The following is a 14,042-nucleotide window of genomic DNA, read 5'->3' on the forward strand; positions in this document are numbered from 1 at the left end:
CCGAGCACGTTCAACGGCCGTTTCCAGGTTCAACCGTACCGCCGGTGAAATGTACGCGCGACCGGACCTGCTTAATCGCTTTGTCCCACGCAATGCCGTAAACGCGCCGCATCCAGCACATCCACCACCTTTCCGTGGACCTCGATCGCTCCGGCCTGCACCAGTTGTTGCAGAATCCGGGAAAAGGTCTCCGGACGTACCGAAAGGCGCGAAGCCAATACCTGCTTCGGCGTTTCCCACTGTATGCTGTAGCTCGTGCAATTCCGATCGGGCGCGGAGCGCAGCAGGTATTGCACGACCCGCATCGTCGCATTCTGCAAGGTCAATTCGTCGATCTCCTGCAGTAATTGGTGAAGACGCTGGCTCATCCGGCCCAATAGTCGAAAACAAACTTCCGGCGAGGTCTCCAATACGCTCCGGAAAGTCTTGATGTCGAATCCCCAAAGCTCACTGGGGACGATCGCACGAGCACTTACGGGATAAAGATGGCCTTCCATGAACATGACGGCTTCGGCAAAAGACTGGTGGGGCTGAATCAATTCGATAACCTTCTCCTCACCCGCCGCCGAAAGGCGGTAAAGCTGAATCGTCCCCGTTTCCAGGATATAAAAACGGCTGGCGCATTGGCCGTGGGTGAAAAGCTCCTCTCCCGCCTCTAACCGAACCGGAAGCGCGGCGGCGATCACCCGGGTCAATTGAGATTCTTCCAGTTCCGCGAACAGCAGGTGCTTGTACAGCCAGTCGGGTACCGATCTTTTCATGCAAATCTCCCACGAAAAACCGCTTGATCTAGGTCAAGGAGAAACGAATGGGCAATCGTTATGTTGTTCACCGTCCGAATCGATTTGACTGTCCATTTAAAGGAAAAAGCCATGTTTTGTTATCAATGCGAACAGACCACCCGCACCGATTCCGGCAACGGCTGCGCCATGGCCAAAGGCGTCTGCGGCAAAGATCAAGTCACTGCCGATCTACAAGACCTCTTGATTTACGGGATAAAAGGCATCGCCCAGTATGCCCGCCGCGCGCGTGGTTTCGGCATCTCCGACCGCGAGGCGGACGGGTTCATACTCTATGCCATGTTCACGACGCTGACCAACGTCAACTTCAACCCTGCCCGGTTCATCGCCATGATTCAGGAGGCAGCACGCCTGCGCGACCGAATCAAGGCTCGCTACGAAGAAGCCGCTCGGGATCGAGGCACTGCGCCGGAAGTTCTGAACGGCCCCGCCACCTGGCAACCGGTGGATGACATGGACGGCTTGCTGGCGCAAACCGCCTCGGCCGCCGTGACCGCCGGCCGCGAACAAGTGGGCGACGATATCGTCGGCCTCAGGGCAATGATTCTTTACGGGCTCAAAGGGGTCGCCGCATACGCCCACCATGCCCACGTCCTCGGTTACGAAAGTGACGAACTCTATACCCGTTTCGAGGAAATCCTGGACTTTCTGGCCGGCGATCCCACCGACGCGGAGGCGCTCGTGGATCAAGCGCTGGCCGTCGGCCAATTGAATCTGAAGGCTCTGGAACTCCTGGATGCCGCCAACACCGACAGCTTCGGCCACCCCGAGCCGGCCAGCGTGCGGATGACTCCGGTCAAAGGCAAGGCGATCCTGATCAGCGGCCATGACCTGAAGGACATGGCAGCGCTGCTGGAACAAACCAAGGGCATGGGCATCAACGTCTACACTCATGGCGAACTGCTGCCGGCCCACGGCTATCCCAAGCTGCGCGCTTATCCGCATCTGGTCGGCAATTACGGCGGCGCCTGGCAGGACCAGACCCGCGAATTCGCGGAGTTTCCGGGCGCGATTCTGATGACGTCCAATTGCCTGGTCGAACCCCATCCCCGCTATCGGCAACGCATCTTCACCGCAGGCCCCGTCGGCTGGCCCGGCGTACGCCATATCGCCAACGGCGACTTCTCACCGGTCATTCAAGCGGCGCTGGCCTTCCCCGGCTTCCAGGAAGATGGCCCGGAACAAACCGTTACCGTGGGATTCGCCCGCAACGCGGTGCTCGGCGTCGCCGACAAAGTCGTGGATGCCGTCAAGACCGGCGCCATCCGCCACTTCTTCCTGATCGGCGGATGCGACGGCGCGGCGCCGGGGCGCAATTATTACACCGATCTGGCGGACCGTGTACCCGAGGACAGCGTCGTGCTCACCCTGGGCTGCGGCAAGTACCGCTTCAACCGGCACGAATTCGGCGCCATCGGCGGCATTCCGCGCCTCCTGGACATTGGGCAATGCAACGACGCCTACTCCGCCATTCAAATCGCGAGTGCCCTGGCTCAAGCCTTTAACTGCGGAGTAAACGACTTGCCCTTGTCGCTCATGGTGTCCTGGTTCGAACAGAAGGCCGTGGCCGTGCTCTTGACCCTGCTGTCACTCGGCATTCGAGGCATCCGACTCGGACCGAGCCTGCCCGCATTTCTGACGCCTGCGCTCCTGGAGCAGCTATCGGCACGCTTCGACCTGAAACCGATCACTACTGCCGAAGCGGACATCGAGGCAGCGCTTCACCGGGCAGCCTGAACGTTTGAAGAAAGGGCTTATTCCATTCAGCATTCGAATGGACATTAATCGTAGGATGGGTAGAGCGAAGCGAAACCCATCGATGGTGGTTTAGCCCCTCGGCTCCGCGTAACCCACCGACCCTTCGACTTGGCTCAGGACAGGTCCGAGGTCGCTCGGTGGGTTACGCCCTCACGGCCTAACCCACCCTACAGCCCGCTCCCATCGATTTGCTCTCAGGGCGATCACGACTTTCCATTGGAGAACCCATGATCATCCACGTCATAACGCTCACCACCCGCGACGGGCAGCAGGTTCGTTTCACCTGCGAAACCGAACAGAATCTTCTCGCCGCCGCCGAGGAGGAAGGCATCGTACTTCCATCCTTGTGCCGGGACGGCGGTTGCGGCGCCTGTCTCTGTACCCGCGTCGACGGCGATTACCATCTGGACAGCTATAATCCGCAGGCGCTGCCCCCGGACGCCGCGGCTCGCGGCGACCTGCTGCTGTGCCGGGCCCATCCGCAAAGCGACCTTTCGCTCGAAGCGCCTTACGATTTCGACCGCATCCGCTTCGAAGCGCTGGCGAGCCGCCCCGCCGAAATCGTCGAGTTGGCGCCCATTGCCGAAAACACCGTGCGCCTGCTGCTCCGGCTGCAACCGGACAGCAGCGGCGGACAGGCCGCGGAATTCGAACCGGGGCAGTACATGAGTCTGGAAATTCCCGATTCCGGCATCAGCCGCGCCTACTCCATCGCCAATACATCCAACTGGACCGGAGAGCTGGAGTTTCTGATCCGGCTGCAGCCGGGCGGAACATTCTCCACCTATCTGGAGCGGGAGGCGAAGACCGGCCAGCGCATCGACGTGCGCGGCCCCAGCGGCCATTTCGTGCTGCAGGCGCAGAGCCTACGGCCTCGCTATTTCGTCGGGGGCGGCACCGGCTTGGCGCCTTTGCTTTCCATGCTGCGCCATATGGCCGAGTTGCAAGAACCGCAACCGGCACGGCTCTATTTCGGCGTCAATCGCGAAGCCGAATTATTCTGCCTGAACACGCTTCAGGAACTCTCCCAGACCCTGCCTCAGCTGAAAATCGAGCTTTGCGTTTGGCATCCGGAGCCGTCATGGACCGGATTTCGAGGCACTCCGGTCGATGCGCTGCGGCGCGACCTCGAGCAAGGCGGACCGGTGCCGGATCTGTATCTATGCGGTCCGCCCGCGCTGATCGATGCCGCGACGGAAACGGCGCGCGCTTTCGGCATCTCCGATGAACACATCTTCAGCGAGCGGTTTTTGCCCTCGAACTGAAGAGCCGATCCTTCCGGAATCATCATTTTTCACCGTTCACGCGAGGCGAAATCGATCACGCACTATCGCAGGTTCGAACATTATCAATGGGCTGTTCGAGCGCCATGCGCCTTCGCCCGCCGTAATAAAAGGCCTTCCCTGACCAGTGCGGTCTCGAAGTCCGGAAAATCGCGCGCGGAGCCGCCAGCCCGTGCCCAAAGCGCCTGCAATCGCGCTGCCGCGAAGCGGCTATCGCATTGTCCCTCCGGCAGAAAACCCAGCGTCTTGGCGGCATCCGTAGCGAGCTCGGATAGTGCCGGTGCCGCCTTGGCCCAGACTCCGCGCAGTTCGCGCAAGAAGATATTGACCGTCGTCGGGCCGATTCCCTTCGCCAGAGCGATCAATCTTCGTTCGAGATCCTCCGCGGATTCCGCTTCCGCATGCAGCCTGTTGAGACTTCCCTGATAGTTCTCCAGCAAGGACCGCGACAGGTTTAGGAGCTTGGTGGCGGTCTTGAAGTCATAACGGGTATACCCGCCGGAATCCAATATCGCCACCAACCCGTTCCAGCCACATTCGATGATGGCTTCGGGAGTCGCTAGCTTTCTCTCCGCAAAAGCCCGGTAAGTGCGTGCCGCCAGCCGTTCGGAAATGCGCGCTCCGAACAAAACGGCCGCGAGAAGCCATTTGAAAAGTTCGCCGTCGTCCAGCTCCGCGACATCGATCCCCAGTTCGGCGGAAAATCGGCCGCGGCGAGCGGCAACCAAATCGGTGGGCAATAAATGTTCGGTTTCCGTTTGAGCCGGTTCGCTCATGCCATACATCCTCAGGATGCATCATTTGCACAATCCAGCAGCGCCAGATACAAGCCTCGGACGACCGCTGCAAAGGACTCGTAATGAAGCCTATCCGGCCGGTCGCCAGCCGTGTGATACCAGGGATTTCGATAAAAGGCCGTGTCCGTCACCATGATCGCCGAATAGCCCTGCCGCCAGAAGGAAAAGTGGTCGCTGAGCGCTACGCCGGGCACGAAAAATGGCGCTGCGAGATGCTCGATCGGAAATTCCGAATTCCGGCGAAAGGCTCTTACGAGGCGTAGCAAGTCGCTCCGAGAATGCCGGTTGGACACGAAGGCGATGAAATTGCCGCAGTCGGGATAAACGTACTTGAGCAGTACCGGATATCGCTGACTATTGGGCGTATCGTAATAACAGCCCAGCATTTCGAGCGAAACCATGAAGCGAATCCGATCGCGTCGCTGCCTGGCGGCTTTGGCGTATATGAGGCTGCCCATGTGCCGTCCGGCGAAAAACGGTGCTTCCTCGTTCACGAAAGCCACAAAGCGGACAGTCTTTTCCGGCTCGGAACTCATGAACAAGCGCGACAGTTCCAATAGAGCCGCAACGCCGCTGGCGTTATCGTCCGCACCGGGACTACCGAAAACGGTGTCGTAATGGGCTCCGATCAAAATGATATCGAGGGGATAGCGGCCTCCGTGCCGCGCTGCCTCGAGATTGGCGCATTCGATCCCTTTCACCCAATAGGCGAGCCGGTTTACCGAATAGCCTTGGGCTTCCCATTGCCCTGTGATATAGCGCTCGGCGGCATGCAAGGCTTCGGGCAGCATCAGGTTTCGCTCCCCGATTTGATCGGCCAAAGCGTAAACGTGCATTTTCAATGCATCGGCCACCTTTTCCATTCGCCTGCCTTCCGTAATGCCAGGTGCCAAATCGCATGTCCTTTGGTGGTTTTTCCTGCTTTGATCAAAGAGGATTCAAGAAAGTTGCCCACAAAAAAAGCCGCGGTAGCGGCCTTTTTGCGTCGAACTCAGACGACTTCAAGGACGGTTATCGGTCGCGCCTTCTTTCTCCGGCAATAGGAGATCCGCGCGGCTGATCCCCAAACGGTAGGCCAATGCACTGGCGACGTAAATGGACGAATAGGTGCCTACCACGATACCTACGATCAGAGCCAGGGCAAAATTCCGCAGGACTTCCCCACCCCAGATGGCCATCGAAGTACAGGCCAATAAGGTCAGGAAAGAGGTCATCAGGGTGCGGCTCAGCGTTTCGTTGATAGACAGGTTGATGATGTCCAAAACCTCGCCGCGCCGGATTTTCCGGAAATTTTCGCGAATTCTGTCGAAGATCACGATGGTATCGTTGATCGAGTAACCCAGGATTGCGAGAACGGCGGCCAGCACGCTCAGATCGAAATCCAATTGAAAAACGGAAAACACCCCGAGGATCAAGACGATGTCGTGCGCGCTGGCTAAGATGGCACCGAACGAAAAACGATACTCGAAACGCCATGCGACATAGGCCAGAATCCCGAGTATCGCCAATAACAAAGCGACTACTGCACTTTCGGCGAGATCTTCGCCGACCTGGGGACCGACGAACTCGACCCGATGGAGTTCTGCCTGAACTTGCGGATTCTTGCCCAACGCATCCATGATCCGTGCTCTTAGATCGGTGCTAGTCAATTCCGCCTGTGGGGCAAGACGGATCAGGACTTCTCGGGTGGTTCCGAAATGCTGCACGATCGGATTGGCGAAACCGGCGTCTCTCAATTGCTGACGCACCTCTTCGAGGTCCGCGGGCTCCTGATAAGCGACCTCGATAATCGTGCCGCCGGTAAAGTCGATGGCGAAGTTCAGACCTTGCCACCCAAGTGAAACGATCGACACCACGCTGAGCACAGCGGACAGGATGACCGCCGGCCAGCTCCAGCGCATGAAATCGATTTTGTAACCGCGAGAATTAGTATCGGTCACTGTTCATATCTCCTGAATTCTTTGAATCAGCCTCAGATCCATAATTTAGCAACGCGCCGCTGGCCGTAGACGAAATTGACCAGCATCCGCGTACACATCACCGCGGTGAACATCGACGTCAAAATCCCGATCGTCAAGGTCACGGCGAACCCTTTTACGGGACCAGAGCCGATACTGAACAACATGATCGCCGCCAGAAGCGTTGTGATATTGGAGTCGAAAATGGTGGAGAATGCACGCTCGAATCCGGCGTAAATACTGGACTGAATGGAATTGCCGTTACGCAGCTCTTCCTTGATACGCTCGTAAATGAGCACGTTGGCATCAACGGCCATACCAATCGTGAGCGTGATGCCGGCGATCCCCGGCAAGGTCAAGGTTGCCTGCAGCAGCGATAGGATCGACAGAATCAAAGCGACATTGAACAGCAAAGTAATATTGGCGATGATCCCGAACACTTTGTAGTAGAGAATCATCACTGCAGCGATCAGGACAAAACCAATAATGAATGAGCGGGTACCCTGCTCGATATTTTCCTTGCCCAAACTGGGGCCGACGGTACGTTCCTCGACGATGTCCACCGGCGCGGCCAAAGCGCCTGCACGCAGCAGCAACGACAAATTGCGCGCTTCTTCGGTACTATCCAAGCCGGTTATCTGAAACCGCTTGCTGAAGCGGTCGCGGATGGTCGCAACATTGATGACTTCTTCGATCTTCTTCTTGGTCGCTATTTTCCGGCCGTCTACTTCCCTGGTTTCGGTCTTGGTTTCGATATAAACGACCGCCATCGGCTTGCCGATATTTTCACGCGTGATATCGGACATTTTTCGCGCGCCTATGCCGTTCAGCGTCACAAATACGGCCGGAGAGCCGGACTGTGAATCGAGCCCCGACGAAGCGTCGACGATCTGGTCGCCGGTCACGATGATTTTACGCTGCAGCAGAATTGGCCTGCCGCTGCGATCCTGATAAAGCCTGGTACCCAAGGGTGTCTTGCCCTCTTCCAAGCCCTGAGCGCTGTGCTCGGTATCGACCAGACGGAATTCCAGCGTCGCGGTGGCACCCAGAATCTCCTTGGCACGCGCGGTATCCTGGACGCCGGGCAACTGAACCACGATACGGTCTTCACCCTGCTGTTGAATAACCGGCTCTGCAACGCCCAATTCGTTGATACGGTTGCGCAAGGTCGTAATGTTCTGTGCCACCGCCAAACGGCGTGTTTCCCGGCGTTCGATTTCCGACAATCTGGCTTGGATCGCATTTCCACTCCCATCAAGCTCGAGACCGCGCAGCTCTCGCCGCAGCACGTCCCTGGCCTGGGCGAGGGTCTGATCGTCGGGGAATTTTACTTCGATGGTCCGGTTGTTTCTGTCAACGGACAAATAACGGATCTTGCTTTCCCGAAGCAGCGAACGCACGTCTTCGGCATAGCGCTCTTCGGCCTGGCGAACCGCCGCTTCCGTGTCCACCTGCATCAGAAAATGCACACCGCCCCTAAGGTCCAAGCCCAGATACATGGGCTGAGCGTTGATAGCTCTGAGCCAACCCGGCGTGGATGGCGCAAGGTTCAGTGCCACCGTATAGTTACTTCCCAACGACCCAGATAGCAAATCGGCGGCTTTGAGCTGGGTTTCGGTTTCCATAAAGCGCACCAGAAGCCGCTTTTCGGATAATTCTAGCGACTTCGGTTTCATCCCGCCGTCGCTCAACAGTTTTTCAACTTGAACGCGAGTGGCTTCGTCCAGTTTGGCGCTCCGCAAAGGCGAAATCTGCACGGACGGATCCTCGCCGAAAAAATTGGGCAGCGAGTAAATTGCCGCCAACATCAATACGGCGATAATCAGAAGGTTTTTCCAGAGTGGAAAGCGGTTTCGCATGTTAGCTGCCTATGAGGCGTGATGCCCGGTAATAGCGCATCCGCCGTTGTTTATTGCTTAGCTGTTTATTTTTCAGCTTTCTTCTTAGCTTTATAGGTGCCCTTCGGCATCAATGCCGCAACGGCATGGCGCTGAACATAAACATAAACGTTATCAGCGACTTCCAACTGTATGAAGTTTTCATCTAAATCCGCCACTCGACCGAGCAGTCCGCCATTGGTTACGACTTCGCTGCCTTTGGTCAGCGACTGGATCATTTTTTTTTGCTCTTTCGCCCGTCTCTGCTGAGGAAGGACAAATAAGAAAAAGAAAATCAGCAAAATGGCCAGAGGTAAAATAAGGCCTGCCAATCCCGGCTCTTGCTGGGCCGGCGCGGCTTGAGCAAATGCATCGGAAATAAAGAAACTCATATCGGGTCCTTGCTTATCTTCTTCTAAAGCGCGGCATTATTACACAAAACATCACCTTTTCCTCTTTGCTCATAAAAACGGACGACGAAGTCATTGAATGTCCTTTCCTCGATTGCCCTTCTGAGTCCAGCCATAAGCTCCTGGTAATAGAAAAGATTGTGTATCGTATTCAGCCGAGCTCCGAGAATTTCGCGACACTTGTCGAGATGACGGAGGTAGGATCGGCTGTAGTTCCGGCAGGTGTAGCAGCGGCATTCGTCGTCGAGTGGCCTGGTATCGTTCTGATAACAGCTGTTGCGTATTCTGATTGCACCGTGGCGCGTGAACAGATGTCCGTTACGGGCGTTACGGGTCGGCATAACACAATCAAACATGTCGATGCCGAGCCGGACGGCCTCGACAATGTCTTCCGGGGTACCGACTCCCATCAAATATCGGGGCTTGTCGAACGGCATCTTCGGCATCAGCGAGTTCAGGACCCGCGCCCGGTCTTCCTTGGATTCGCCGACGGAAAGGCCGCCGATAGCATATCCGTCGAATCCTATAGCCTTTAACCCCTCAACGGACTCGGACCGAAGCGCTTCGTAAACACCACCCTGCACGATACCAAACAAGGCCGACCGGTTGCCGTCATGTGCTTTTTTGCTGCGTTCGGCCCAGCGTAACGATAAACGCATGGAATCGGCAGCTTGCTCGTAACTGGCCGGATATGGGGTGCACTCATCGAAGACCATCACAATATCCGAACCCAATTCGCGCTGTACCGCCATCGATTCCTCCGGGCCCAAAAACGTGACGCTTCCGTCCACCGGAGAGCGAAACAGGACCCCCGCCTCGGTAATCTTGCGCATCGCCCCCAAACTAAACACCTGAAAGCCCCCGGAGTCGGTCAGAATCGGGCGGTCCCAGTGCATAAAATCATGCAAACCACCGTGACTGCGGATTACGTCCGTACCCGGACGGAGCATCAGGTGAAAGGTGTTTCCCAGAACGATTTCCGCACCAAGTTCCTTGAGCTCTTCAGGCGTCATCGCCTTGACGGTGCCATACGTGCCGACCGGCATGAACGCCGGCGTCTGCACTCTTCCGCGCGAAAAGATAAGCTCGCCCCGTCGGGCCTTGCCGTCAGTGCTGCTTACATTAAACTCCATCGGATTTTCAAGTGCGCAAAAAGAAAAGAGGCCTGACTATGCAAATAGACAGGCCGTCTCGTTACATCGAGACTGGTGCCGATGGTCGGACTTGAACCGACACGACTTGCGTCACCACCCCCTCAAGATGGCGTGTCTACCAATTCCACCACATCGGCTAAATACGGTCTAACAAGGTTGGCTATTCCGCCTACTCTGCCGGTTGGGGTATCTCGACACCCTCCGGCAAATCGGCCTCGTCAGTCGCTGACGGCTCTTCCACTATCGGTGGAAGATCGCGTTGGGATGGGTCCACATCGGGGGCCCCTATGACATCAACTTGGCCATTATCCTGCTTATCCGCTAAGTATGCAAGACTCAGACTCGTCACAAAAAACACGGTAGCGAGTATCGCGGTAGTGCGGGACAAAAACGAAACGGCGCCCCGCGCACCGAACAAACTGGTGGATGCACCGCCGCCGAAACCCGCACCGGCATCGGCACCCCGTCCTTGCTGAAGAAGCACCAATCCAATGACCGCCAAGGCAACCAAGACATGAATAATTGTCAATGCCTGATACATAAAACCTTCACCTAAACCGAATGGCATATCGAGAGAAAAGACTCGGCATCCAAGGACGCTTCGCCAATTAATCCACCGTCCACGTCGGGCAAACCGAACAAGGTACGGGCATTTTCGGGCTTAACACTGCCGCCATATAAAATCCGGACCGAAGCCGAAACCCCGGGTTCCCACCCCGAGATCTTTCGCCGCAAATATTCGTGTATCTCCTGCACCTGCGCGACCGTCGCGGTTCTCCCGGTCCCGATCGCCCAAACGGGCTCGTAAGCGATGACGGCGTTTGCCAGCGATTCAACCCCGGCTGAATCGACAACCGCATCCAACTGCTGGTCGATTATGTCGAGTGTTTCGCTTCGTTCGCGCTGCTTCAGGGTTTCGCCTACACACAAGATCGGCGTGAGACCGTAATCGAGTGCCTTTTTATAGCGCGCAGCCACCAATTCATTCGACTCCCCATACAGCAATCGTCGCTCGGAATGGCCGACGATAACCAAGTCACACCCGAACTCTCGCAACATCCGTGCAGAGATTTCACCCGTAAACGGCCCATCATCCTCGTTGGCTACGTTTTGCGCCCCGAGCAAAATCGGTACTTTTTTCAACAACTCGGCCGCTTCGGGTATGAATACGTAAGGTGCGCATATGCCCACTTCCGCTGGATCGGACTCCGACACACCCGACAAGATATTCGCCAGCAATGTTTTTCTACTTTCTCGAGTGCCGTTCATCTTCCAGTTTCCGACAACCAGAGGACGACGAACCATTAAGCGCTCCTTGTTGTAAAACCGTGGAAGCTTACTGTTTCAGACCCCATTTTTCAAGCTAAAAGGCGGCTGAGGCAGGTCTAGATTGGCAATTTCCACCCGCTTCGCACCGTTGGGGAACCTTTGTGCTCATCGAATCGTTATAGGAGCATTGCGATGGACTTTCCGAAACAGGCGGTCCGAAAAGTAAAACTTCCGCACGGTTTCAGACTCACCCAGAATTTCACTCACCGAAAATGGCTATTCACCGGAATGGACTTTTTATTGGTTCAGCAAAGCTCACGCCTCGGGTAACATGCCGCTTAATCATCCTGTGGGCACGGAAATGCTCCCTTCCTTCGTTCCGATTCCGTCAGGCATGGGGTACGGCTTTTTGGCTACGTGTTCGAAATGCGATTGGATGGAACCAAAGCATGATCAGTCCCGTTGAACTACATTTCACCTATACGCTCATACATCAGCGTTCGGCTTAAACGTTCAGGCAGCTGCATTTCAGAAGCAGACACGGCAATCGATGCGTTGCGTTCAAGCGGAAACCGTCCTTCCCAAATGATCGAAGCTATTTTTCTCTTGTGCGGCCAACCAGATAAGAGATGCTGAAACCGAACGATCTTGCCAGAACGCATTTCCCGATAATCGCTTCCCGTCATGTATCGTGGAGGCTCATCCCTGTTGCACATTTAGCTGACTATGTCTCCGCCTCCTCTTCTAGAGGACGAAGTTGCACAAGAATTAGCACAACGCTGCTCGAGAGCCATCCCGAACGAGGCTTGCGCTCTTATCGCATCGGCGACGGAGAATATCCATGAATTCTACTGCCCTGGCTCCATCCCATCCGCGGGAGCATAAAAGCTTGGTCATCGCTGCTCTGGGGATCGTATTCGGCGATATCGGAACGAGTCCGCTCTACACTCTGAAGCAATGCTTTGGAGGCTTTCTTGCGCTCGAACCGACACCGGAGAATGTCCTCGGCGTTTTGTCACTCATTTTCTGGGCTGTTCTGACCGTCATATCGTTGAAATACGTCATCTTCATAATGCGTGCGGACAACAACGGCGAAGGAGGGATTATGGCCCTGATTTCGCTTGTCCAGCGGAAGGCAGAAATCAGTCCAGGCTTCCGCTCACTGCTGATTGGATTGGGATTGATCGGCGCCTCGCTATTCTATGGCGACGGGATGATCACACCGGCAATCTCGGTGTTGAGCGCCGTCGAGGGTCTCGAAGTCTTCCGGCCGGAGCTTCATTCGTACGTAATTCCTATTGCTCTCGCAATCCTTATAGGGCTCTTCACGTTTCAACGAAAGGGAACGGCCGGAGTAGGCGCGTTGTTCGGACCGATCATGGCAGTCTGGTTCTTCAGTCTTGCGGCATTCGGCATCATCAACCTGATAAGCATGCCCGCTATCTTGGAAGCGATAAATCCGATCCATGCCATGCATTTCTTCATGTCCTATGGATGGTCTTCCATATTCATATTGGGCGCGGTAGTTCTGGCGGTCACAGGGGGAGAAGCACTCTATGCGGACATGGGACATTTTGGCCGCCAGCCTATACGCAAGGCTTGGTTTCTGTTTGTCTGGCCGTCATTGATGCTCAACTACTTCGGACAGGGGGCTCTTCTCATACAGGATTCGTCGGCAGTCCAAAATCCATTTTTTCTGCTCATCCCCAGCGGAGGCGCACTGGTATTCATGATCGGCTTGGCCACCCTAGCCACGATTATTGCTTCCCAGGCCGTCATTTCCGGAACATTCTCATTGACATCGCAAGCGATTCAGCTGCGTTTCTGCCCCAGACTTGGCATCCAATACACCTCCGAAGAGGAAAAAGGACAGATTTACGTCCCCTGGATCAACTGGGCATTGATGACCGCTACCATCGGATTGATTCTCGGGTTTCAGACTTCGTCCAACCTTGCAGCCGCTTATGGGATCGCCGTTACCGGAACGATGGCTATCGATACGATTTTGGCTTTTGTTGTGGTGTACAGCCTATGGAAGTGGAATCCATTCCTGAGCGGTATTCTCGGCATCGGATTTCTGACGGTGGATTTGTCGTTTCTAGCGGCCAATGCGATTAAGATCTTCGAAGGCGGCTGGTTCCCCTTAGTCATTGGCCTATTTGCCTTCACCTTCCTAACGACTTGGAAACGTGGTCGCGACTTGCTCCGGGAAAGCCAACGCGACGACTCGCTCCAGGTCAATCAGTTCCTGTCCGACATTGCCGCCACTCCCCCGCTTCGCGTAGCCGGGACCGCCGTGTTCATGACGAGCAGCCGTGAAGGAATTCCACCTGCACTGTTGCACAATCTAAAACACAACAAAGTCTTGCACGAGACCGTCGTGCTAATGACCGTCACCACGGAAAACATTCCACGCGTCCCCCCGGAGAAGCGTAGAGAGATCCATCGCCTTAGCGCAGGATTTTTCAGAATCAACCTGCACTATGGCTTTTTGGAATCTCCAAACATCCCGCGCGTATTGAAATCAAGCAGCCGGGAGTTCGAAATCGACATCTCCGACACGACGTTTTTTCTCAGTCGCGAAACGATTATTCCAGGTCCCGTTCCGAAAATGCCGCTCTGGCGCTTGAAGCTGTTCATAGGAATGTCCAGAAATACCAGCAGCGCGGTTACTTACTTCCGGATTCCTGCAGATCGAGTCGTTGAACTCGGTGTACAGCGCATGCTGTAATTACG

Annotated in this window: 12 protein-coding genes and 1 tRNA gene; 3 read left to right on the forward strand and 10 right to left on the reverse strand. The window is 55.8% G+C overall.

Going from position 1 to position 14,042, the window contains the following annotated elements:
* Window positions 1–71: 71 nt before the first annotated feature.
* Entirely contained in the window at window positions 72–761 is a 690-nt protein-coding gene (locus sS8_RS08610) for a Crp/Fnr family transcriptional regulator (RefSeq protein WP_119629294.1), read from the reverse strand.
* 111 nt (window positions 762–872) lie between these two features.
* On the opposite strand from sS8_RS08610, the gene hcp reads away from it, so the two are divergent.
* Complete coding sequence (hcp, locus tag sS8_RS08615) at window positions 873–2,537, forward strand: hydroxylamine reductase (RefSeq protein ID WP_119632671.1); 1,665 nt, start codon at window positions 873–875, stop codon at window positions 2,535–2,537.
* Window positions 2,538–2,785: 248 nt separating this feature from the next.
* Complete coding sequence (gene mmoC / locus sS8_RS08620) at window positions 2,786–3,823, forward strand: aromatic/alkene monooxygenase hydroxylase FAD-binding subunit MmoC (RefSeq protein ID WP_119629295.1); 1,038 nt, start codon at window positions 2,786–2,788, stop codon at window positions 3,821–3,823.
* A gap of 83 nt (window positions 3,824–3,906) precedes the next feature.
* Here mmoC and sS8_RS08625 read toward each other — a convergent pair whose 3' ends face one another.
* The 9 genes from sS8_RS08625 to tpiA form a co-directional block, all read right to left on the reverse strand.
* Window positions 3,907–4,617 (reverse strand): HhH-GDP family DNA glycosylase, encoded by a 711-nt coding sequence (locus sS8_RS08625; protein ID WP_119632672.1) that lies wholly within the window; start codon window positions 4,615–4,617, stop codon window positions 3,907–3,909.
* An 11-nt stretch (window positions 4,618–4,628) separates the two neighbouring features.
* Entirely contained in the window at window positions 4,629–5,501 is an 873-nt protein-coding gene (locus sS8_RS08630) for a M28 family peptidase (RefSeq protein ID WP_119629296.1), read from the reverse strand.
* A gap of 138 nt (window positions 5,502–5,639) precedes the next feature.
* Entirely contained in the window at window positions 5,640–6,578 is a 939-nt protein-coding gene (secF, locus tag sS8_RS08635; RefSeq protein WP_232020573.1) for a protein translocase subunit SecF, read from the reverse strand.
* 32 nt (window positions 6,579–6,610) lie between these two features.
* Entirely contained in the window at window positions 6,611–8,455 is a 1,845-nt protein-coding gene (gene secD / locus sS8_RS08640) for a protein translocase subunit SecD (RefSeq protein ID WP_119629297.1), read from the reverse strand.
* A gap of 65 nt (window positions 8,456–8,520) precedes the next feature.
* The gene (gene yajC, locus sS8_RS08645) at window positions 8,521–8,865 is read right to left on the reverse strand and encodes a preprotein translocase subunit YajC (protein ID WP_119629298.1); all 345 of its coding nucleotides are present in this window, start codon (window positions 8,863–8,865) and stop codon (window positions 8,521–8,523) included.
* A 23-nt stretch (window positions 8,866–8,888) separates the two neighbouring features.
* Window positions 8,889–10,016 (reverse strand): tRNA guanosine(34) transglycosylase Tgt, encoded by a 1,128-nt coding sequence (gene tgt / locus sS8_RS08650; RefSeq protein ID WP_119629299.1) that lies wholly within the window; start codon window positions 10,014–10,016, stop codon window positions 8,889–8,891.
* A 73-nt stretch (window positions 10,017–10,089) separates the two neighbouring features.
* A tRNA-Leu gene (locus sS8_RS08655) sits at window positions 10,090–10,174 on the reverse strand.
* A gap of 32 nt (window positions 10,175–10,206) precedes the next feature.
* Window positions 10,207–10,578, reverse strand: coding sequence for a preprotein translocase subunit SecG (gene secG / locus sS8_RS08660; RefSeq protein ID WP_119629300.1), 372 nt, complete (start codon window positions 10,576–10,578; stop codon window positions 10,207–10,209).
* 11 nt (window positions 10,579–10,589) lie between these two features.
* Window positions 10,590–11,342: a triose-phosphate isomerase gene (gene tpiA, locus sS8_RS08665; protein WP_119629301.1), complete on the reverse strand. Its 753-nt coding sequence runs from the start codon at window positions 11,340–11,342 to the stop codon at window positions 10,590–10,592.
* Window positions 11,343–12,147: 805 nt separating this feature from the next.
* Here tpiA and sS8_RS08670 point away from each other — a divergent pair.
* Window positions 12,148–14,037, forward strand: a complete 1,890-nt coding sequence (locus sS8_RS08670) for a potassium transporter Kup (RefSeq protein WP_119629302.1) — start codon at window positions 12,148–12,150, stop codon at window positions 14,035–14,037.
* The last annotated feature ends 5 nt before the right edge of the window (window positions 14,038–14,042 follow it).

This window comes from Methylocaldum marinum (assembly GCF_003584645.1).
GTDB lineage: Bacteria > Pseudomonadota > Gammaproteobacteria > Methylococcales > Methylococcaceae > Methylocaldum > Methylocaldum marinum.